At 75.7% G+C, this 20834-nt stretch carries 19 protein-coding genes; 13 read left to right on the top strand and 6 right to left on the bottom strand.

The features are described 5' to 3' along the window. Positions 1 to 94: 94 nt before the first annotated feature. From Ae331Ps2_RS23310 to Ae331Ps2_RS23285, 6 genes are all read left to right on the top strand, one after another. Positions 95 to 424 (top strand): hypothetical protein, encoded by a 330-nt coding sequence (locus Ae331Ps2_RS23310; protein WP_020626529.1) that lies wholly within the window; start codon positions 95 to 97, stop codon positions 422 to 424. Between the two features lie 44 nt (positions 425 to 468). Continuing rightward, entirely contained in the window at positions 469 to 864 is a 396-nt protein-coding gene (locus Ae331Ps2_RS23305; protein WP_075306548.1) for a hypothetical protein, read from the top strand. Positions 865 to 1098: 234 nt separating this feature from the next. Beyond that, a complete protein-coding gene (locus Ae331Ps2_RS23300) occupies positions 1099 to 2256 on the top strand; it encodes a polyprenyl synthetase family protein (RefSeq protein WP_249265567.1) in 1158 nt (385 codons plus the stop codon). A gap of 84 nt (positions 2257 to 2340) precedes the next feature. Next, positions 2341 to 3099: a class I SAM-dependent methyltransferase gene (locus tag Ae331Ps2_RS23295; protein ID WP_083695892.1), complete on the top strand. Its 759-nt coding sequence runs from the start codon at positions 2341 to 2343 to the stop codon at positions 3097 to 3099. Continuing rightward, the gene (locus tag Ae331Ps2_RS23290) at positions 3096 to 4733 is read left to right on the top strand and encodes an FAD-dependent oxidoreductase (RefSeq protein WP_075306549.1); all 1638 of its coding nucleotides are present in this window, start codon (positions 3096 to 3098) and stop codon (positions 4731 to 4733) included. The genes Ae331Ps2_RS23295 and Ae331Ps2_RS23290 overlap by 4 nt, the downstream gene beginning before the upstream one ends. A 20-nt stretch (positions 4734 to 4753) precedes the next feature. Further along, on the top strand, positions 4754 to 5761 hold the full coding sequence (locus tag Ae331Ps2_RS23285; RefSeq protein ID WP_020622461.1) for a DUF5914 domain-containing protein: 1008 nt from the start codon (positions 4754 to 4756) through the stop codon (positions 5759 to 5761). On the opposite strand, the gene Ae331Ps2_RS23280 is transcribed toward Ae331Ps2_RS23285, so the two are convergent. Further along, on the bottom strand, positions 5758 to 6555 hold the full coding sequence (locus tag Ae331Ps2_RS23280; protein ID WP_249265316.1) for an enoyl-CoA hydratase/isomerase family protein: 798 nt from the start codon (positions 6553 to 6555) through the stop codon (positions 5758 to 5760). The two genes, Ae331Ps2_RS23285 and Ae331Ps2_RS23280, sit on opposite strands and share 4 nt — an antisense overlap. A gap of 70 nt (positions 6556 to 6625) precedes the next feature. Further along, a complete protein-coding gene (locus Ae331Ps2_RS23275) occupies positions 6626 to 7678 on the bottom strand; it encodes an AraC family transcriptional regulator ligand-binding domain-containing protein (protein WP_075306551.1) in 1053 nt (350 codons plus the stop codon). 118 nt (positions 7679 to 7796) lie between these two features. Here Ae331Ps2_RS23275 and Ae331Ps2_RS23270 point away from each other — a divergent pair, with 118 nt between their 5' ends. The 5 genes from Ae331Ps2_RS23270 (at position 7797) to mtnA (ending at position 13791) form a co-directional block, all read left to right on the top strand. Then, complete coding sequence (locus Ae331Ps2_RS23270) at positions 7797 to 9401, top strand: NAD(P)/FAD-dependent oxidoreductase (RefSeq protein WP_075306552.1); 1605 nt, start codon at positions 7797 to 7799, stop codon at positions 9399 to 9401. Then, positions 9401 to 10288, top strand: coding sequence for an SDR family oxidoreductase (locus Ae331Ps2_RS23265; RefSeq protein WP_075306553.1), 888 nt, complete (start codon positions 9401 to 9403; stop codon positions 10286 to 10288). Before Ae331Ps2_RS23270 ends, Ae331Ps2_RS23265 begins: the two co-directional genes overlap by 1 nt. Then, positions 10285 to 11172 carry an alpha/beta fold hydrolase gene (locus Ae331Ps2_RS23260; RefSeq protein WP_075306554.1) on the top strand — a complete coding sequence of 296 codons (888 nt, stop codon included), beginning with the start codon at positions 10285 to 10287 and terminating at the stop codon, positions 11170 to 11172. The genes Ae331Ps2_RS23265 and Ae331Ps2_RS23260 overlap by 4 nt, the downstream gene beginning before the upstream one ends. Positions 11173 to 11281: 109 nt before the next feature. Continuing rightward, positions 11282 to 12634, top strand: a complete 1353-nt coding sequence (locus tag Ae331Ps2_RS23255) for a sorbosone dehydrogenase family protein (RefSeq protein WP_075306555.1) — start codon at positions 11282 to 11284, stop codon at positions 12632 to 12634. A 101-nt stretch (positions 12635 to 12735) separates the two neighbouring features. After that, positions 12736 to 13791 carry an S-methyl-5-thioribose-1-phosphate isomerase gene (mtnA, locus tag Ae331Ps2_RS23250; protein WP_083695889.1) on the top strand — a complete coding sequence of 352 codons (1056 nt, stop codon included), beginning with the start codon at positions 12736 to 12738 and terminating at the stop codon, positions 13789 to 13791. Here the strand turns inward: mtnA and Ae331Ps2_RS23245 are convergent. Beyond that, complete coding sequence (locus tag Ae331Ps2_RS23245; protein WP_075306556.1) at positions 13709 to 14386, bottom strand: class II aldolase/adducin family protein; 678 nt, start codon at positions 14384 to 14386, stop codon at positions 13709 to 13711. The two genes, mtnA and Ae331Ps2_RS23245, sit on opposite strands and share 83 nt — an antisense overlap. A gap of 190 nt (positions 14387 to 14576) precedes the next feature. On the opposite strand from Ae331Ps2_RS23245, the gene Ae331Ps2_RS23240 reads away from it, so the two are divergent. Further along, entirely contained in the window at positions 14577 to 14888 is a 312-nt protein-coding gene (locus Ae331Ps2_RS23240) for a hypothetical protein (RefSeq protein WP_075306557.1), read from the top strand. Between the two features lie 7 nt (positions 14889 to 14895). Here Ae331Ps2_RS23240 and Ae331Ps2_RS23235 read toward each other — a convergent pair whose 3' ends face one another. The 3 genes from Ae331Ps2_RS23235 to Ae331Ps2_RS23225 all read right to left on the bottom strand — a co-directional run bounded on the left by Ae331Ps2_RS23235 (position 14896) and on the right by Ae331Ps2_RS23225 (position 19954). Further along, a complete protein-coding gene (locus tag Ae331Ps2_RS23235; protein ID WP_083695886.1) occupies positions 14896 to 15744 on the bottom strand; it encodes a CBS domain-containing protein in 849 nt (282 codons plus the stop codon). A gap of 40 nt (positions 15745 to 15784) precedes the next feature. Further along, a complete protein-coding gene (locus Ae331Ps2_RS23230) occupies positions 15785 to 19195 on the bottom strand; it encodes a bifunctional proline dehydrogenase/L-glutamate gamma-semialdehyde dehydrogenase (RefSeq protein ID WP_075306559.1) in 3411 nt (1136 codons plus the stop codon). 81 nt (positions 19196 to 19276) lie between these two features. After that, the gene (locus Ae331Ps2_RS23225) at positions 19277 to 19954 is read right to left on the bottom strand and encodes a maleylpyruvate isomerase family mycothiol-dependent enzyme (protein WP_233147531.1); all 678 of its coding nucleotides are present in this window, start codon (positions 19952 to 19954) and stop codon (positions 19277 to 19279) included. A 183-nt stretch (positions 19955 to 20137) separates the two neighbouring features. Between Ae331Ps2_RS23225 and Ae331Ps2_RS23220 the strand changes: the two genes are divergently transcribed. Then, positions 20138 to 20830 (top strand): DUF4190 domain-containing protein, encoded by a 693-nt coding sequence (locus Ae331Ps2_RS23220; RefSeq protein WP_083695885.1) that lies wholly within the window; start codon positions 20138 to 20140, stop codon positions 20828 to 20830. Positions 20831 to 20834: the final 4 nt, after the last annotated feature.

Raw genomic sequence — 20834 nt, 5'->3', positions numbered from 1 at the left:
CACGCGGGACCGGTCGGCGACCGCCGGGCGAACCGGGGCGCCCTCCCGGCCCCCCGGCGTTGCGCACGTCCGGCTCCCGGGGAGGATCACCGACGTGCTCTACATCGGACCGGTGGAGATCCCCGGGTCGGACGACCACGAGGGTTTCGTCAGCGCGGACACCGCCGACGGTCGCGCGACGGGGATCTGGGCCGACGCGCGTCGCGCACCGGCCGTCGCCTACCGCGCGGCCTGCGAGTGCGGCTGGCGTGACGACGTGGCGTACGTGCCGGGCCCGTGCGGCCACTCCGCGGCGCTGCGCGCGTTCGTGGACCACCACTTCGTGCCGGTCACCGGCGTCCGGGCGCTCGACCCGGCGCGGCACTTCCTCCCGGCGTGGTCGGCCGTCGTGGGCGTGCGGGCACTCGCACCTGCGATGGCGTGAACGCCCGGTTCGTACACCTGCGGCCGGTTCGGCAGACTGGAAGAATGACCGTCCCACACCGCCACGCCGCACCCGACGCCGTCCGCTCCACGCCCGTCCTGGCCCTGCGGGTGCTCGCCACCGCCTCGGTCGTGGTCCTGGCCTGGCAGTTCGTGACAGCCGCCGGCCTGTTCACCGGCGGCGACGTCGGTCCGCACGGCGCCGGGGCGATCGTGCTGCACGTCGTCACCGGGCTCGCCGCGGCGGCCGCGGTGTGGCTGCGGGTCGTCACGGCCGGGTCGTGGTGGCCGTCCGTGCTCGCCGTCGCGGTCTTCGCGTTCACCTTCGTCCAGGCGTGGTTCGGGAGCATCCCGGGCCTGGTCGTGCACGTGCCCGGGGCGATGGCGCTGGTCGCCGGATCGGTGTGGCTGGCCGCGTGGTCGTTCCTCCGCGCCGGCTGACCGGCCCGGGTCGGTGACGGGGGTCACCCGAACCATGCGGACGCGTCCGTCCGAACACTACCGGGGTGGTCCGTCCGGTTCGGCGCGCGCGATGACGGTACCCCCCATACCCTCGACAGGACCCGGCCCGGCGGCGCCCTCGGCTCCCGACCGGGTCCGGACGCCGACGTCCGGCCGCCCACCACCCCAGGCGACCCGACGGGAGGCCGCGTGACGTCCGTGAAGAGCACGTCGGTGACGACCACGTCCGTGCAGACCGGCTCTGTGAAGACCACCTCCGTGCAGACCAGACAGCCCGGGCGCCCCGAGCTCGTCCCCACCCATCCGGGCTGGGCGGAGGAGATCCGCGACCGGGTCCGTGAGCAGGTCGCGGAGACGGTGCGCCGTCGCTGCGCCGAGCACGTCCACTCGATGCGCGGGGCGGACGTCGTGACCGGGGTGCTGAGCGACTTCGTCGGTCTCGGCAAGTACCTGCGCTCGATGTTCGGCTACCTGGGCTGGCGGGCCGCCGCCCCGGACTCCCCCGCCGCGCTGGCCGCGGTGTCCGGGCTGGAGCTGCTGCACGCGTTCGCGCTGCTGCAGGACGACGTCATGGACCGCTCGCAGCTGCGTCGCGGCCGGCCGACGGTGCACGTCCAGCTCGCTTCCTGGCATCGCGGCCAGGGCATGTCCGGCTCCGCGGAGCGGTTCGGCGAGTCCGGCGCGGTCCTGCTGGGCGACCTGTGCCTGGTCTGGGCCGAGCAGGCGATGCGCGAGAGCGGGCTGCCGCGCGCCGCGCTGGACCGCGGCTGGCCACGCTACGACGAGATGCGCTCCGAGCTGGCCGTCGGCCAGTTCGCCGACCTGCTCAACGAGGCCCGCCGCGTCCCCACCCTCGACGAGGTGATGGACGTGCTGCGTCGCAAGTCCGGCAACTACACCGTGCGCCGCCCGCTGGAGCTCGGTGCCGCGATGGCGGGCGCCGGGCCGGAGCTGCTCACCGCCCTCGGCGACTACGGGACGATGGTCGGCGAGGCCTTCCAGATGCGCGACGACGTGCTGGGCGTGTTCGGCACCGACGCCACCGGCAAGACCGCGGGCGACGACCTGGCCGAGCGCAAGGCCACCAGCCTGGTCGTGCTGGCCCGCGAGGTCGCCGGGCCGGCCACCCGGGACACACTCGACGCGTTGCTGCACGGCTCCGACGAGACCGACGGTCCGGTCGACGTCGCCGCGGCGCGGGTCGCGATCGAGTCCACCGGCGCCCGCCGCCGCATCGAGGAGCTCATCGCCACCCGGGTGCAGGGCGCGCTGCGGCTGGTGGACGGTGCGGTCGACGGCGGGCTGCTCGGCGACGACGTCGCCGCGGTGCTGCGGGGGATGGCCGTGCGCTGCGCCGACCGGGTCTCCTGACCGGGCCCGCCCCGCGAACGGCTGCGGTGCACCAGGATGCGACCCGACGCGCCGGGCGCCGTGGGCGGTCCTAGGCTCGCGGACATGGCCGACCGTTCCCCGTCCCGCCCCACCCGCCCCGGAACCGTCGGCCGTGCGGGTCTGCCGCGCGAGCAGGTGCCGTCGCACTTCGACGACGGCGCAGCCGACTACGACCGGCTGGTCGGGATGAACCCCGGCTACCACGACCACCTGCGCGCCTCCGCGGCCCGGATGCGGCTGCCCCGGGACGGCGCCGGACTGCGGCTGCTCGACGCGGGCTGCGGCACCGGGGCCTCCACCGCGGCACTGCTCGGGGTCGCCCCGCGCGCCGAGATCGTCGCCGTCGACGCCTCGGCCGGGATGCTGGAGCGCGCCCGCACCAAGCCGTGGCCGGCGTCGGTGCGGTTCGTGCACTCCACCGCCGAGGCCCTCGCCGAGAACGGGGTCGAGGGCCCGTTCGACGGGATCCTCGCCGCCTACCTGCTGCGCAACCTGGACGACCCGGACGCCCAGCTGCGCCGCTTCCACGACCTGCTGCGCCCCGGTGGGGTGCTCGCGCTGCACGAGTACTCGGTGGCCGACTCGCCCCGCGCCCGGCTGTCCTGGCACGCGGTCTGCTGGGGGATCATCGTGCCGCTCGGCCGGATGACCACCGGTGAGACCGCGCTGTACCGGCATCTGTGGCGCAGCGTGAACACCTTCGACGGCATCGGCCGCCTGCGCGACCGGGTCCGCGGCGCCGGGTTCGACGCCGTGCACTCCGAGACCATGACCGGCTGGCAGAACGGCGTCGTGCACACCGTGCTCGGGACGCGGTCGTGACCGCCCGCCCGACCGACCCGCGCCGGGTCCGCCACGAGCCCGCCGGCGGCCTCGGCGACGCCGGGCAGCTGGGGCGGCGACCGCGGGTGGTCGTCGTCGGCGGCGGGATCGCCGGGCTGGCCGCGGCGACCGGGCTCGCCGAGCGCGGGGTCGTCGTCGAGCTGCTGGAGCGCGAGCCCTACCTGGGCGGGCGGGTCGGCGGCTGGTCGGAGCCGCTGCCCGACGGCACCCCGGTGTCGATGAGCCGCGGCTTCCACGCGTTCTTCCGCCAGTACTACAACCTGCGCGCGCTGCTGCGCCGGGGCGACCCCGGGCTGGAGCGGCTGGTGCCCCTGGAGGACTACCCGCTCGTCGACGCCGACGGGCGCCGGGACACCTTCCGCGGACTGCCGCGCACCCCGCCGTGGAACGCGGTGCTGTTCGCCCTGCGCAGCCCCACCTTCCGCCCGTCGGACCTGCTGCGCCTCGACGCCCGCGCCGCCGCGCCGCTGGCCGCGGTCAGCGTGCCCGGCATCTACGAGGCGATCGACCACGTCGACGCGCAGAGCTTCGTCGAGTCGATCAACTTCCCGCCCGCGGCCCGGCACCTGGCGTTCGAGGTGTTCTCCCGCAGCTTCTTCGCACCGCCCTCGACCATGTCGGCCGCCGAGCTCGCGACGATGTTCCACATCTACTTCCTCGGCTCCTCCGAGGGCCTGATGTTCGACGTGCCCGACGCGGGCTTCGACACCGCGCTGTGGGAACCGCTGCGCCACTACCTGACCACCCGCGGCGTCACGTTCCGGACCGGGGTCACGGTCTCCTCGGTCGAACGATCCCCGGCAGGACGCTCCCCGGCGGACGGTGTCGGCAGTGGACGGTTCCACGTGAATCATCACGACGGCGGCGGCACCGGCGGCAGCAGCGAGGCGGACGCGGTCGTGCTGGCCCCGGACGTGCGCGGGTTGCGCGACATCGTCGCCGCCTCCCCCGGTCTGGGCGACCCCGTCTCGGCCGTCGACGGGCCGGACGCGCTCGCCCGCTGGCGCGCCGACGTCGCCGCGCTGGGCAGCGCCCCGCCGTTCCTCGTGCAACGGCTGTGGCTCGACCGGCCCGTCGACGCCGCCCGCCCGCCGTTCCTCGGCACCGGCGGGCTCGACCCGCTCGACAACATCTCCGTGCTGGACCGCTACGAGCGCGACGCCGCGGGCTGGGCGGCCCACCACGGCGGGTCCGTCGTGGAGCTCCACGCCTACTCCGCGGCGCCGCCGCCGGGCACGGGCGAGGACGCCTGGACCGCCGAGCTGCGCCGTCGCACGGTCGCCCGGCTGCACGAGCTCTACCCCGAGACCGCGGGTGCCGGGGTGGTCGGCGAGCTGGTGCAGTGGCGGGCGGACTGCCCGATGCTCGGCATCGGCGACTTCGCGCGGCGGCCCACGGTCGCCACCCCCGTCGACGGCCTGGTGCTGGCCGGCGACGGCATCCGGATCGACCTGCCCGTCGCGCTCATGGAGCGGGCGGCGAGCACAGGCTGGCAGGCGGCGAACCGGCTGCTCGCCGGCTGGGGTCTGGCCGGCCACCCCCTCGAGACCGTCCCCACCAGCGGCCGCCTCGGCCCGCTGCGGCGCGCCGCCGAGTACGCGATGCGCACCTGACCTCCGAAGGACACCACGCCATGACCCTGCTCTCCCGGCTCACCGAGAACTGGCCGTCCCACTGGCCGCTGCAGCCGCTGCCGTCGCAGCGGTGGGCGGCGCAGAAGCCGACCTACGCCGGCGCGGACCCGAAGCTGATCTCGGCCGCGCTGGAGCGGGCGCAGGCACGTCCGTCGGGGAACTGGTTCGTCGTCGCCGCGAGCCGCGAGATCCGCCGCGACCGGCCGCACGGCGTCCGGGTCGGCGGGACCGAGCTCGTCGCGTGGCGGGAGGAGGACGGCACGGTCCGGGTGGGTCCCGGCGCCTGCCCGCACCTCGGTGCGCCGATGGCGCTGGCCGCCGTCGACTGCGGCGAGCTGGTGTGCCGCTGGCACGGGCTGCGCCTGGGCGCACGGTCCGGCCCGGGCTGGGCGGTGCTGCCCGTCCACGACGACGGGGTCCTGGTCTGGGTGCGGCTCGACGACCTCGGCGGCGAGGAGCCGACCGACGCCCCCGTCGTCCCGGCCCGACCGGCCGGCGCGGTGCTCGACGCCGTCACCACGCTGACCGGGGTGTGCGAGCCGGAGGACATCGTCGCCAACCGGCTCGACCCGTGGCACGGCGCCTGGTTCCACCCGTACTCGTTCCAGCGGCTGACGGTGGACTCCGCGCCCGCCGTCACCGACGTCGCCCCCGACGACGACCGGTTCCTCGTGAGCGTCACCTTCAAGGTCGGGCCGGGGCTCGGTGTGCCGGTGCGGGCGGAGTTCGTGTGCCCGGAGCCGCGCACCGTGGTCATGCGGATCGTGGAGGGCGAGGGTGTCGGGTCGGTCGTCGAGACCCACGCGACCCCGCTCGGCCCCGGCCCCGACGGGCGGCCGCGCACCGCGGTGATCGAGGCCGTCGTCGCCGGGTCGGACCGGCCCGGTTTCGCGGTGGCGACCCGGCTCGCCCCGGCGATCCGCCCGGCGATGGCCGCGGCCGCCACGAAGCTGTGGCGCGACGACCTCGACTACGCCGAGCGCCGCTACGCGCTGCGGGCGCGTTAGGTCCGCTCGAACCGCCACCGCCCGTCGAACCCGGCGTCGCGGCGCTCGACGAACGCGGCGATCCCCTCGGGGGCGTCGGTGACGAAGTTGATCGCCTGCGAGGTGGCCTCGGCGTCGAGTGCCTCGGCGAACGACGACCGGGTCGCGGCGTGCAGCATCGCTTTGTCCCTGGCCAGCGCGACCGGCGGTCCGTCCGCGAGCCGGCCGGCGATGTCGGCGACGAACGCGGGCAGCTCGTCGCCGTCGACGACCCAGGTCACCAGGCCGAGCGCGTGCGCCTCCTCGGCGCCGATCGTCTCGGCGAGCAGCGCGAGCCGCTTGGCCTGCTGCATCCCCACCAGCCGGGGCAGCAGCCAGGTCCCGCCGAAGTCCACCGACAGGCCGCGGCGGGCGAAGATCTGGGAGAACCGCGCCGCGGGGGTGGCGACGACGAGGTCGCAGCCCAGCGCGAGGTTCCACCCGGCACCGACGGCGACACCGTCGACGACCGCGACGGACGGCACCGGCAGCTCGTGCAGCGCCAGCGCGACGTCGTTGATCCGCCGCATCAGCCGGGTCGGGTGCTCGGCGTCCGCCCCGCGGGCAGCCGGGTCGAGGTCGGCGCCGCCGCAGAAGGCACCACCGGCGCCGGTGACGACGACCGCGCGGACCGCCTCGTCGACGGTGGCCCGGTGCAGCGCCTCGCCGAGGGCGTCCCACAGCGCCCGGTCGATCGCGTTGCGCCGGTGCGGGCGGTTCAGGGTGAGGGTGAGCACCGGGCCGTCGAGCCGGGTGAGCAGCACCGCGTCGGACACGCGTACCCCCTTCGTCGGGCCCATCGTCGGGCGACCGTGGTGAGCACCCTGCCACCCCCGCGGATGATGGTCACCCGTGGGCGGCCGGCACCGGGGGCGCCGGCAGCCCGCCCGGGCCGGCCCGGCGCAGTGCGCGGGGCGACTCGCCGAACCAGCGCCGCGCCGCCCGCGACAGCGCGGACTGCTCGGCCAGCCCCACCATGGCCGCGACCTGGGTGAACGGCAGGTCGGTCCGCAGGATGAGCCGCTCGGCGGTGTCCCGACGCGCCTCGTCGACGACGGTCTCGAAGGTCGTGCCCTCGGCCGCGAGGTGGCGTTGCAGGGTCCGTGGGTGCACCCGCAGCAGCCGGGCCACCGAGCCGATGCGCACCGGCCCGGTGCCCAGCGACCGGTCGACCGCGGCTCGCACCCGGTCGGTGACGGTGCGGCCTGGGCGCGCGAAATGGGTCTCCAGGTACTCGATCGCGATGGCCCGGACGGTCTCGTCCCCGCCGGCCACCGGCCTTCGCAGCAGGTCGCCGGGCACCCGCAGGACCGCGGCCGGCCGGTCGAAGCGGACCTCGGCCCCGAAGAACTCGCGGAACCGCTCCGGGGCAGGCGGTGCCTCGTGCGGCAGGTGCACCGAGCGCAGGCCGTAGGGCCCGCCGGCCAGCAGGCTCACGATCCGGTGCAGCACCCCCGTGCCGAGGTCGGCGACCTGCGGCGGGAGCGGCTCGGTGCTGCCGTACGCCACGCCGGTCACCCCCGGCACGCCCTCCGGGTCGGGCACCGCGCCGACGGTCAGCACCGGGCTGTGCACGTAGAGGTAGCGCGAGGCGCAGTCCAGGGCGGCCCCCAGCGTCGGGGACGCCTCGACGGCGACGGCCAGCGGGCCGAGGATCTCCGGGCCCTGCCGCTGCGCGAGGCGCAGCCCGAGGTCGCCGCAGCCCAGCTCGGCGGCGGCGGTCTCCAGCACCCTGGCGACCGAGCGGGTCGGGACCAGTGCGTCCGGGTCGTTGCCCTCGACGGCGTCGATCGGGATCCGGAACCGGGCGAAGAGCTCGGCGCCGTCGCCGCCCAGCTCCCCGACCAGCGCGACGAACCCGCGCAACGCCCTCGCCCGGGTGAGTGATCCGGTTCCCATGTCGCCCGAGGGTAAGTTGTTGTCGCGCCAGGTCAAGTTACTCCGGGTAGGTTTGGGGCACACTGGACCCCGGTCGACAGAGGTAGTCAGCGCGGACGCGCCCGATGAGGAGGACCACATGACCCAGGCCGGTACGACACCCGCTCCGGACGGCACCGCCGTCGAGCACCGCGACGTGATCATCGTGGGGGCCGGGCTCTCCGGTATCGGTGCGGCGGCCCGGCTGCACCAGGAGCTGCCCGGCAAGGACTACGTGATCCTGGAGGGCCGCGAGAACATCGGCGGCACCTGGGACCTGTTCCGCTACCCGGGCATCCGCTCGGACTCGGACATGTTCACCCTGGCCTACCCGTTCCGGCCGTGGCGCGAGCCGAAGTCGATCGCCGACGGCGCCGACATCCGCCGCTACATCACCGAGACCGCCCGCGAGTACGGCGTGACCGAGCGGATCCGGTTCGGCACGAAGGTCGTCGACGCCTCCTGGGACTCCACCACCGCGCGGTGGACCGTCGAGACCACCACCGCCGACGGCCCGAAGCGCTACACGTGCTCGTTCCTGTTCATGTGCTCGGGCTACTACGACTACGACCGGGGCTTCCAGCCCGAGTTCCCGGGCCGGGAGGACTTCGCCGGCACCTGGGTGCACCCGCAGTTCTGGCCGGAGGACCTGGACTACACCGGCAAGAAGGTCGTCGTCATCGGCTCCGGCGCCACCGCCGTCACCCTGATCCCGTCGCTGGCCGCCCGGGCCGGGCACGTCACCATGCTGCAGCGCTCGCCGTCGTACCTGACGGTGCTGCCCAGCAAGGACCCGGTCGCCGACCAGCTCCGCCGCTTCCTGCCCGCGAAGCTCGCGCACGCCATCCTGCGCCTGCAGTACGTGACGCTGACCCAGGCGTTCTACCAGCTCGCCCGGCGCCGCCCGGAGCGGGTGAAGAAGGTCCTGCGCGGGCTCGCCCTGAAGTTCCTCAAGGACGAGGCCTACGTCGACCAGCACTTCACCCCGAGCTACGACCCGTGGGACCAGCGCCTGTGCGTCATCCCGGAGGGCGACTTCTACAAGTCGATCAACCGTGGGGACGCCTCGGTCGTCACCGACCACATCGACCGGATCACCGCCAACGGCATCCGGCTGCGCTCCGGCGAGGAGCTGGAGGCCGACGTGATCGTGTCGGCGACCGGGCTGTCGCTGAGCCCGCTGGGCGGCATCACGATCCACGTCGACGGCGAGCAGGTGGACATCGGCAAGACCGTCACCTACCGCGGCCTGATGCTCTCGGGCATCCCGAACCTGGCGTTCTGCATCGGCTACATCAACGCGTCCTGGACGCTGCGCGCCGACCTCGTCGCCCGCTACGTGCCGAAGCTGCTGGCGCTGATGGACCGCGAGCGGATCGCGATCGCCACCCCGGCCCCGACCGTCTCGCCGGACCGCCCGCTGCTCGACATCGAGTCGAACTACGTGAAGCGCTCCGAGCACCTGTTCCCCCGCCAGGGCCGCAAGGACCCGTGGCGGCTGCACCAGAACTTCTTCCTCGACGCCGTCGGGCTCGGCCGGGCCGACCTCAAGCGGGACATGATCCTCACCCCCGCCTCGGCGCTGGGCGCCCGCGAGGCCCGCGTCCCCACCCCGACCGCGGCCGGCATCGCCGCCGACGCCACGACCGGCACCGGATCCGGCACCGCCGCCCCGGCTGCCGCACAGCAGGAGGTGGCTTCCTGATGGCCCGCTCACCGTTCCGTTTCGCCGAGGGCACCGCCGTCGTGACCGGCGCCGCCGGTGGCATGGGCGAGCACGTCGCGAAGCTCCTGGGCGAACGCGGCAGCGACCTCGTGCTCGTCGACCGCGACGGCGACCGGCTCGACACCGTCGCCGCCGCGATCCGCGCGAAGCACCCCGGCCTGTCGGTGACCACCGAGACCGTCGACCTGGCCGACCGCGAGGCCGTCGACGCGCTGGCGGCCCGGATCCTGGCCGGTCACCCGGAGATCAGGCTGCTGGTGAACAACGCCGGCGTCGCGCTCGGCGGGGACTTCGCCCGGCTGACCCTCGACGAGTTCGACTGGGTCATGGATGTCAACTTCCGCGCCCCGGTGCGGCTGACCCACGCCCTGCTGCCCGCGCTGACCGCGCGCCCCGGCGCGCACGTGGTCAACGTGTCCAGCCTGTTCGGGCTGATCGCCCCGCCGGGGCAGTCGGCGTACTCGTCGTCGAAGTTCGCGATCCGCGGCTTCTCCGAGGCGCTGCGCGCCGAGCTCGCCCAGGTCGGCGCGAGCGTCACCACGGTGCACCCGGGCGGCATCCGGACCGGGATCGCCGCGAGCGCCCGGGTCGGGGTGAACATCCCGGCCGAGGAGGCCGAGCGGGGGAAGAAGGACTTCGAGAAGCTGCTGACCTTCCCCGCCGAGAAGGCCGCCGAGCTGATCGTCGACGCCATCGAGAAGCGCCGCCCGCGGCTGCTCATCGGGATCAGCGCCAAGGTCCCGGACCTGCTGGCCCGGCTCGCCCCGGCGAACAGCATCCGGATCTTCGCGAAGATCGTCGGTGCCTCGGGGAACGCGAAGGCGGCGAAGTCGGCGAAGTCGGCGCGATCGGCGGGGGCGCGATGACCGTCCCGCAGCCCCGCTTCGTCGACGTCGGGGGCACCCGGATCCGGGTCCGCGAGTCCGGTGACCCGGCCGGTGAGCCGGTCCTGCTGCTGCACGGGATCGGCCGGAGCCTCGAGGACTGGGACCCGCAGCACGAGTTCCTGTCCCGGTACCGGGTGGTCGCGGTCGACCTGGCCGGGTTCGGTCACTCCGACCGGGTGCCCGGCCCGGCGACGCTGGAGAAGCTCGCCGACACCGCGCTCGCCACCCTCGACGCGCTCGGCGAGACCCGGCCGGCGCACGTCATGGGCAACTCGCTCGGCGGCGCCGTCGCGCTGCTGATCTCCACCCGGCACCCGGAGCGCGTCGTCTCGCTGGTGCTGGCCGACCCGGCCGGGTTCGGGGCCGAGGTGACGCCCGCGCTGCGGGTCATCGGGGTGCCGCTGCTCGGCCGGTTCCTGCTGGGCCACCTCGACGCCGCGGCCGCCCGACGCTCGGAGCGGTCCCTGTTCGTCGACGGCTCCCTGGTCACCGACGAGCGGGTCGCCCGCGCCGTGGAGATCGCGCGGCGGCCGGAGTTCGCGCAGACCTTCGCCGAGGTCGCGGCCGAGCTGGGCACCGTCCGCGGCGTCCGCCCGGGCTGGCGGCGGGCGCTGCTCGACGCGTTCGCCCGCGCGCCGAAGCCGACGCTGGTCGTGTGGGGCGAGCGGGACCTGATCCTGCCCGCGGCCCAGCTGCGGGCGGCGAGCCGGCTCCCGCAGGTCACGACGCACGTGTTCGGCCGGGTGGGGCACATGCCCCAGATCGAGGTGCCCGCCGCGTTCGCGACGCTGGCCCTGGACCACCTCGCCCGGGCGGGACAGCAGGCCGGCATCCCCGGCGACACCCGCGCCGGCACCCGGTAGCCCGGGCCCGGGCCGGTCGGGCCCGGGCCCGGTCGGCCGGGTCCGGGCTCGTCCGGCGGCCGCGCGCCCCGCCGCGCGACGGACCCGTTCCGGCCGTAGCGTCGGGTTCATGCGGATCGCCCCCTGGCTGGCCGCCCTGGTCACGCTGCCCCTGCTCGCCGCCTGCGACACAGGCCCCAACCCGGTGACCAACGCGTTGTCCGGCGCCGAGGCCCCGGTCGCCGCGGCGGGTGCGGGCCTGGTGCCGGTCCCGGTGTCGGTGCCGCCCGGGGCCGCGACCGCCCCGTTCGACGAACCCCGCGACGCACTCGTCCCGGCCGGCTGGACGATGTCGGTGTTCGCCCGCGTCCCGAACGCCCGGCTGGCCGTGTGGAGCCCCGACGGTGAGCTGCTCGTCTCGGTGCCCGACGACGGCCGGGTGCTGGCGCTGTCGCGCACCGGTGCGCAGCGGCCGCTGCTGACCGGGCTCACCCAGCCGCACGGGCTGGCGTTCTCCCCGGACGGCACGACCCTCTATGTCGCCGAGTCGAACCAGGTGTCCGCCTTCACCTGGGCCGGCGGCGCGGCGACCGGGCGGCGGGTCGTCGTCCCCGGCCTGCCCGACGCCAACTCCCCCGACCTGCGCGGCGCCTACGGCCACGAGCTGAAGTCGGTCACCGTCGGCCCGGACGGCGCGGTCTACGTCTCGGTCGGCTCGACCGGCAACATCTCGGTCGCCGACCGCGACGCCACTCCCCCGCGCGCGTCGATCCTGCGGATGCCGCCCACCGGCGGGCCCGCCGCGCCGTTCGCGACCGGCGTCCGCAACGGCACCGGGCTGGCCACCGCCCCCGACGGCTCGGTCTGGACCGCGGTGAACGGCCGCGACAACGTGCCCTACCCCTACGACCGGCCCTACGGCGACGACACCGGCTCGTCCTTCGGGAAGGTCGTCGACGCCTACGTGACCGACCACCCGGCCGAGCCGCTGGCCCGGCTCATCCCGGGCCGCGAGCTGGGCTGGCCGTTCTGCAACCCGGATCCGGACACCGACCCGGGTGTCGCGGGGTCCGCGCAGGACTTCACCGACGTCGCACTGGTCGCCGACGCCGAGCTCAACCCCGGCGGGCGCGCGATGGACTGTGCGGCGCTGGCCCCGATGGAGCAGTCGTTCCCGGCGCACTCGGCTCCGCTGGGGCTGTCCTTCACCGAGGGCGTACTGCCCGCGCCGTACGCGGCCGGAGCGCTGGCCGGGGTGCACGGCTCCTGGAACGCGGACCCGCCGCGGGCACCGGAGGTGTCGTTCTTCCCGTGGCGGGACGGTGCCCTGGGCGCGCAGCAGACCCTGGTCGGCGGGTTCCAGGACCCGTCGGGAGCGCGCTGGGGCCGGCCGGTCGCGGCCGTCGCCGGGCCGGACGGAGCGGTCTACGTGACCGACGACGACGCCGGTGCGGTCTACCGGGTGGCCCCGCCCGGACGGTGAGTGCCCGCCGTGACCGGGGCCGCAGTCGGCCCCGGCCGTCTCCGGCACCGCGATAGGTTCTGCCGGGCACCCGAGGGCGGATGCCCGGGGGGTGCGGGCGGATGCGGATCGTGGACTGGGCCGGCGACGACGAGGGCGGCCCGACGGTGGTCCTGCTGGACCAGCGCGCGCTGCCCGCCGCGACCCGGCACCTGTACCTGCGCACCGTCGACGAGCTGATCGAGGCGATCCGGTCGCTGGCCGTGCGCGGCGCCCCGAGCCTGGGCATCACCGGCGCCTACGGGGTCGCGCTGGCCGCGCACCTGCACGGCACCGCGACGCCGGTCGCCGTCGCCGCGGTACGGGCCGCGGCCGAGCGGATCGCGGTCGCCCGGCCCACCGCCGTCCCGCTGGGACTGGGGGTCGCGAGCGCCCTGGAGGCGCTCGACGGCGGACCGGCCGCGGTGCTGGCACGGGCACGGGCCGTGGCTGCGGAGGCCGCCCGGGTCAACGCCGCGGCGACCGACCGGGCCGCGGACCTGGCGCAGGAGCTGTGCCCGGACCGCCCACTGCGGGCGCTGACCGTGTGCAACACCGGCCCGCTGGCCACCGGCGACGGCGGCACCGCGCTGGGGGCGATCCTGCGGCTCCACGAGCGCGGCGCGCTGGCCGAGGTGCTGGCGTGCGAGACGCGCCCGCTGCTGCAGGGCGCGCGGCTGACCGTGTGGGAGCTCGCCGCGGCCGGGGCGCCGCACCGGCTGTGCGTCGACTCGGCGGGCCCCGCGGCGATCGCCTCGGGACTGGTCGACGCGGTGTTCGTCGGGGCCGACCGGATCGCGGCCAACGGCGACGTCGCGAACAAGATCGGGACCTACATGCTGGCCTGCGCCGCGGCCCGGTCCGGGGTCCCGTTCCTGGTGGTCGCGCCGGAGGAGACGATCGACCCGCACACCCCGACCGGCGCGGACATCGTCGTCGAGCAGCGGGGAGCCGACGAGGTCCGCGAGCACGGCGGCACCCTGCTCACCCTGCCCGGGACCCCGGTCTACAACCCGGCGTTCGACGTGACGCCGTTCGACCTGGTGACCGCGATCGTCACCGAGGAGCGGGCGTGGGGGCCGGGGTCGTCGCCCGCACCCTCGCCCGCTGGGCGGCGAACCGCCGGCGCACCGCGCTGATCTCGGCGTCGGGCAGCAGCCGCGGCTCGCCGACGGCGCGGGCGCGCAGCCAGACGTCGCAGAGCCACTCCAGCTGGCGGGCGCCGTCGTAGGCGGCACCGAGGGTCTCGCCGAGCACGAGCGTGCCGTGGTTGCCGAGGACGACGGCGGTGGACTCCCCCAGCGCGGCGAGTGCGTTGTCGACCAGCTCGCGGCTACCGAACGGCGCGTACTCCGACACCCGCACGCCCTCGCCGAACATCGCGAGCTGGTAGTGCACGGCCGGGACGTGGTCGGACAGTGTCGACAGGGCGACCGCCGCCGGGGAGTGGGTGTGGACGACGGCGCCCGTCCCCGGCCGGGCCTGCGCGGCCACGTGCAGCCCCAGCTCGCTGGTCGGCTCCCGGGTGCCCGCGACGACCGTGCCCGCCCCGTCGACGAGCACGACGTCCGCCGCGGTCATCGTCTCGTAGTCCACTCCGGACGGGGTGACCGCGATCAGGTCGCCGGTGCGCAGCGACAGGTTCCCCGAGGTGCCGACGACCAGGCCGTCGCGGACCATCCGGCGGGACCACGTGCACAGCAGCTCGCGGGCGGGGGTGTGGTCGTGGGGCACCCCGCCACGATCCCACGCCCACCCCGACCGGGGGTCACACCTCCGGGTCGATCCGCCCTCGTCGGGGCGCGCCGGGTGGCCGCGGGGCCGCACGATCGTCGCACCGCGGACACCGGCCGGGCCGGGACGCCACGCGGAGGGCGGTAGGACCCCGACCGCGCCGGTTCCCGGCGCAGGAAGCGAGCACATCGTGAGGACCGCCCTGCGTGCCGCCACCACCGCGGCAGGCGCCGTCGCCGCCGCACTCGCACTGGCCGCCGTGACCGCCGGGACCGCGTCGGCGCAGCCCGCCCCGCCCACCGAGCCGCCGCTGACCCCGGCCGACCAGGCCGCGCAGCTGGCCTGTCTGCAGAAGTACCTGGACTTCGGGGCGCTGCCGGCGCAGTCGCTGGCGGACCCGGTGGCGTTCTCGGCGCTGGTCACCAAGGCAGCCCAGGAGTGCGACGCCGTCCGCGCACCGGCCACACCGGCCGCGCCCACCGCCCCGGTGGCGGGGGCCTGACCGCGGGTCAGAGCAGGTCGCTGCGGCTGAGCACCCCGACCAGCACGTCGTCGGCGTCGACGACCGGGACGACCCGGAACCCGCGCCGGGACAGCAGGTCCTCGGCGTCGGTGAGCGGGTCGTCCGGCTGCACCGTCTCGACGTCGCGGGTCATCACCTCCGACACGGTGCGGGCCCGCAGCCGCCGGCCCCCGTCCAGGGAGCCGTGCATGAGGTCGGCCTCGGAGACGATGCCGAGCAGGTGGTCCCGGTCGTCGACGACCGGGACGGCGGTGAACCGGTAGGACAGCAGGACCTCGGCGGTCTCGTCGAGGGCCAGCTCCGGCGGGATCGCGACCAGCCCGCCGTCGGTCATCACGTCCGAGACCCGCAGCGACGACGTCGGCCAGCCGCCGACCCGGCCGGCCCCGCGCGGGGCCATCGCCTCGGGCAGCGGTGCGACCGGGAGGACACCGCCGATCCGGCGGGCGGTGCGCCGCAGCCGTCCCCCGGAGTGCCGGTGCCGCAGCAGGTCGCTGCGGGTGATCACGCCGACCAGGACTCCCTTGTCGACGACCGGGACGAGCCGCAGCTCGCCGTAGACGCGCATCCGGTGCGCGACGATCGAGACGTTCGTCGTCGGGAGCACCGACACGACCTGCTCGGTCATCGCGTCGCCGACGACGGCGTGCGGGTCGTCGCGGTGCCGCAGCACGTCCACCAGCGAGATCACCCCGACCAGGGAGAACCGGCGGTCGACGACGGGCAGGGCGGAGAACCGGGACTCGGCCATCCGCTCCTGCGCCCGCGCCAGCGGTGCGTCCGCCCAGATCGTGACGACGCGTTCGGTCATGACATCACGAGCACGCACCACCATGGACGCACCGTAACCACGGCGGCGTCGCGTCCGCCATCGTTCACCGTTCGAGGTGGCCGAACCGGTGCCGGGTGCGACTGACCGCCTGCTCGCGCAGCACGGTGAGCATCTCCCGGCGGCCGTCGAGCACCACCGGGGTGTCCACGACGGAGGCGCCCACCTCGGCGGCGGCCGCCCGCAGACCCTCGGGCACGGTGCCCAGGGCCCGGATCCGCTCGCCCGCGACGGGGACGAGGCCGTCGCCGCCGTGCACCCCGCCGGGGACCTCGCCCGGCGGGATCCCCGGCCCGTGCAGCCGTACCGGCACCCCCGCCGTGGCCGCGGCGAGCAGCACCCGCAGGACGTCGGCGCGGGCGGTGCCGGTGCCGCACCACAGCGTCGCCGACGGGGCGGGCCGGTAGCGGAACACGTTGGACTCCGCGGCCAGCCCGGTCGGGTCGTGCTCGACCCCGAACTCGGTGTCCCACGCGCGGGCGTCGGCGGCGGCGGCGCGGGCGAGACGGTCGCGGGCGGCCGGGTCCAGGTCGGCCGCGGCGGCCAGCACGCGGTCGGCGGCCGGGCCGGAGGTCGGGCCCGGTGCGGGGAGGTCGCCGTCGTGCCAGGTGCCGAACTGGGCGACGTAGTTCGGTCCGCCGGGCTTGGCGCCCGGGCCCAGCACCGAGCCCTTCCAGCCGCCGAAGGACTGGCGCTGCACGATCGCGCCGGTGATGTGCCGGTTGACGTAGGCGTTGCCGACCTCGACGCGGTCGAGCCAGTGCGCGATCTCGTCGTCGTCGAGGGAGTGGATGCCGCCGGTGAGACCGAAGCCGGTGTCGTTCTGCCAGGCGATCGCCTCGTCGAGGTCGCGGGCGGCCATCAGGCCGAGCACCGGGCCGAAGCACTCGGTGCGGTGGAACCAGCTGCCCGGCGAGACCCAGGCCCGCACGCCCGGCGTCCACACCGTCTCGGAGACCCGGCGTGGGCGCACCAGCCACCGCTCCCCCGGCTCCAGCGTGGTGAGCGCGCGGTGCAGCTTCGCCGAGGGCGCCTCGATCAGCGGGCCCATGGTCGTCGCGAGGTCGGTGCCGGGGCCGACGCGCAGGGTGCTGACGGCGTCGACGAGCTGACGGCGCAGCCGCCTCCCGACGGCCGAGCCGGTCGCGGCCGGACCGACCAGGATGGCCAGCGACGCCGCGGAGCACTTCTGCCCGGCGTGGCCGAACGCCGAGCGCACGAGGTCGGCGACGGCGAGGTCCGGGTCGGCGGCGGGGGTGATGACCAGCGCGTTCTTGCCGCTGGTCTCCGCGAGGAGGTTCAGGTCCGGCCGCCAGGACCGGAACAGCGCGGCGGTCTCCGAGGAGCCGGTCAGCACGACCCGGTCGATCGCGGGGTGGGTGACGAGCCGGCGTCCGGCGTCGGCCTCGTCGGTGGGCAGCAGCGCCAGCGCGGCGCGCGGGATCCCGCCGCGGTGCAGCGCGGCCACCCCTGCCTCGGCGCACGCGCGGACCTGCGGGGCGGGCTTGAGCAGCACCGGGGCGCCGGCGGCGAGCGCGGCCAGGCAGCCACCGAGCGGGATCGCGACCGGGAAGTTCCAGGGCGGGGTCACCGCGACGACCCGGTCCGGGGTGAACGCGGCGCCGTCGAGCTCGGCAGCGCGCTCGGCGTAGTAGGCGGCGAAGTCGACGGCCTCGGAGATCTCGGGATCGGCCTCGGCGACGGTCTTGCCCGCCTCGTGCAGCATCACCGACAGCAGCGTCCCGCGGGCTGCGGCCAGTGCGCGGGCGGCGCGGCGCAGCGTCGCGGCCCGCTCCGCGGCGGGGACCTCGCGCCAGCCGCAGGTGCGGGCGCGCTCGACCGCGGCGTCGACCGCGGCCGGGTCGGTGACGACCGGGACCTCCGAGCGCGCGACGACGGTCGTCGCGGCGCGGCGGGCCCACTCGCGGTTCGCGGGAAGCGACGGGTCGGTGTCGGGCTCGGCGCGGAACCCGCGCGGCACGGGGTCCCCCGGCAGCGGGCCGTCGGTACCGACCGGCGCGGACACGGTGCGGTCCTGGGTGCGGCGCGGGGTGGCGGCGACGGCGTCGCGGTCGCGCACCGAGGCGAGGAACCGCTCCTGGTAGCTCGCTGGGCCGCCGGAGTCGGGGGCGAAAAGTGTGTACAGGTATCCCTCCGGCGAGGCGTTCTCCTCCAGCCGCCGGACCAGGTAGGACACCGCGGTGTCGAAGTCACCGCGGTGCACGACGGGGGTGTAGAGCACCAGCTGCGAGCCCGGCCCGGACTCCGGCAGGTCACCCGCGACGGCGTCGGCGAACGCGGGGGCCATGCCCTGCAGCATCTCCAGGTCCAGCTGGGGCCGGACACCGCGGGCCTCGGCCAGTTCCAGCGCGAGCGCGACGTGGTGGAGGTGGTGCGACGCGATGCCCAGGCGCATCCCGTCGGCGTGCGGGCCGCCGATGCCGCGGTCGAGGAGCCGGACGTAGTTGGCGTCGACCTCGGCCTTGGTGGCGTAGGGGGCCTGCGGCCAGTCGTGCAGCTCGGCGTCGACCCGTTCCATGGCCAGGTTCGCGCCCTTCACCAGACGCACCTTGATCGGGGCTCCGCCCGCGGCGGCGCGGCGGGTGGCGAACTCCCCGAGCTCGTCGAGCGCGGCGACGGAGTCGGGCAGGTAGGCCTGCAGGACGATGCCGGCGGGCAGGTCGTGGAACTCCGGGCGTGCCAGCAGCGTCGTGAACAGCGCGATGGTCAGATGGAGGTCCTTGTACTCCTCCATGTCGAGGTTCACGAACACGCCGTGCTCGCGGGCGGCCCGGTAGAGCGGCAGCAGCCGGTCCACGAGCAGGTCCCGGCTGCCCCCGAGGTCCCACGGCACGAGCTGCGCGACGACCGAGGACGCCTTCACCGAGACGTGGTCCACGCCAGGCCGGCGCACCAGCGCGATCGTGCGGGCGAGGCGACGGTCGGCCTCGTCGCGGCCGAGGACCGCCTCGCCGAGCAGGTTGAGGTTCAGCCGGTGTCCGTCGCGGCGGGCCGCGGCGAGCCGCCGGTCCAGGCCCCGCCCGCCGGCGTCGACGATCAGGTGCCCGACCAGGCTGCGCAGCCGCGACCGCGCCGCGGGCACGACGACGTGCGGCAGCGCCGTCGCCAGCCGGCCGCCGGCCCGCAGCAGCAGCCGGTCGGTACCGGCGACGAACGCCGGCAGTGCGGCGCCCGCCCCGGCGAGCCGGGCCAGCTCGCGGGCCGCAACCCGGTCGTCGGCGGGACGGGCGACGCGGTCGACGAAGCGCAGGGTGAAGTCGACGCCTGCGGGGTCGTGCATCAACGCGGCCAGCCGCTGCGTCGGGTCGGTACCGCGGCCGGCGCCGGTGGACGGGGAGGTGCCGGTGCGCGCGGTCCAGCGGCGCACACGGTCGACGGCGCGCGCGGTCAGCGCGTCGTCGAGGGCGGGGACGGGGTGGGTGGGGTGCACGCTCACCGGCCCAGTCTGGACCCACTGTCAGGACCGTGTCACGTCGACGGTGCTGACCGGTGCCGGCCCCTTCGGTGACGACCGCGGTCAGGACTCGGTGAGGTCGGTGTCGGGCAACGGCCCGAGCAGGGCGAACGCGTCCAGGTAGGGCTCGACGTCACCGCGCTCGGTCCAGGCCCGCAGCTGCGCCGCCGACCGGCGGGTCATCAGGGCCCTGGCCAGCTCGAAGTCCGGGGCCCGCACGACGACCGCGGCCCCCGCCTCGTCGCCTGCGGACACCCAGCGGCGGCCGTCGCCGATCAGCGCGATCGGTGCCCGGTCGCCGAGCGCGGCGGCGAACCGGTCCAGGAACCGGTCCATGACCGCGTAGAGGCCGGGGGTGTGCTGTCCGCCGGGCTCGCGCAGCGCACCGCGCAGGTCCTGCTCGTGGATGATCACGTCGCCGAGCGGGCGGGTGGTGTTCGCCGCCATCCAGTCGCGCAGCGGGCCGGTCAGCGACTCCCACTCCGCGACGAGTGCGGTCACGTCGTGGTCGCGCCGTTCCCGCACCTGCCGGCTCGTCCACTCCTCGTTGTGGTCGTCGGGCTCGTCGCCGCGCACCACGTCGGCACCTAGACCGACCATGTGCGAGAACAGGTCGCGCACCGTCCAGTCCGGGCAGGCCGGGACGGTCAGCTCCGTGCGCTCGGGTGGCAGGTCCCGCACCAGGTCGACGACCCGGCGCTGCGCCCGGGCCCACTCCTCGATCTCGTCGATGCCGCTCACGGGCACCGATCCCATCACGACCGGGGTTCCCGCGCCGCTCCCCTGGGTGTTTTGCCTGGACCGGACACGGGCACCTGGGGATCATCGAACCGGACACGACGGCGAGGACGGTCACGGCGACTCCGCCGGACGACACCGCCGGCATCGGGGACCACCCGGTGCGTCGGTGAGGAGAGGACGAGCGTGAGCAGCCCACCCCCGTACCCGGGTCAGCCCGGGGACCCGCAGGACCCGAACAACCTGGACCAGCCGACCCGGCAGAACCAGCCCTACGACGGGCAGCCCCACGGCGAGCACCCCGGCGCCCAGCCCCACGGCGGGCAGCAGCAGAGTCAGCAGCAGTACGGCCAGCAGCCGTACGGGCAACAGCCCTACGGCCAGCAGCAGTACGGTGACCAGCAGTACGGCCAGCAGCCCTACGGCGCACAGGGCCACGACCAGGCCGCCTACCCGGACCGCCCGGCCGCCGGGCCCCCGGGGTGGCCGCAGGGCGGGGCGCCGGCGACCCCACCGCGCAACGGCGTCGGGATCGCCGCGCTGGTGCTCGGCATCCTGGCCGTGCTGCTCGGGTTCTTCCTGATCGGTGCCCTGTTCGGTGTCGTCGCGGTCGCGCTGGGCATCCTCGGGATCAGCCGGGCGTCCAAGGGCGCCGCCACCAACCGCGGTGTCGCGATCGCCGGGCTCGTCCTCGGCGTCGTCGGCATCGTCATCGCGATCGCCGTCGTCGCGTTCGGCGTGAGCGTGTTCAACCAGGTCGGCGGTAGCGAGTACGTCAGCTGTGTGCAGCAGGCCGGCAACGACCAGTCCGCGATCGCGCAGTGCCAGCAGGACTTCGAGGGCCGCCTCGAGGGGCAGTTGGACCAGGACGGCAACTGAGCCC

Source organism: Pseudonocardia sp. Ae331_Ps2 (assembly GCF_001932405.1).
In the GTDB taxonomy this organism is placed as follows: domain Bacteria; phylum Actinomycetota; class Actinomycetes; order Mycobacteriales; family Pseudonocardiaceae; genus Pseudonocardia.
The sequence above is the reverse complement of the archived record's forward strand: the minus strand, read 5'-3'. Positions and strand labels throughout refer to the sequence as shown.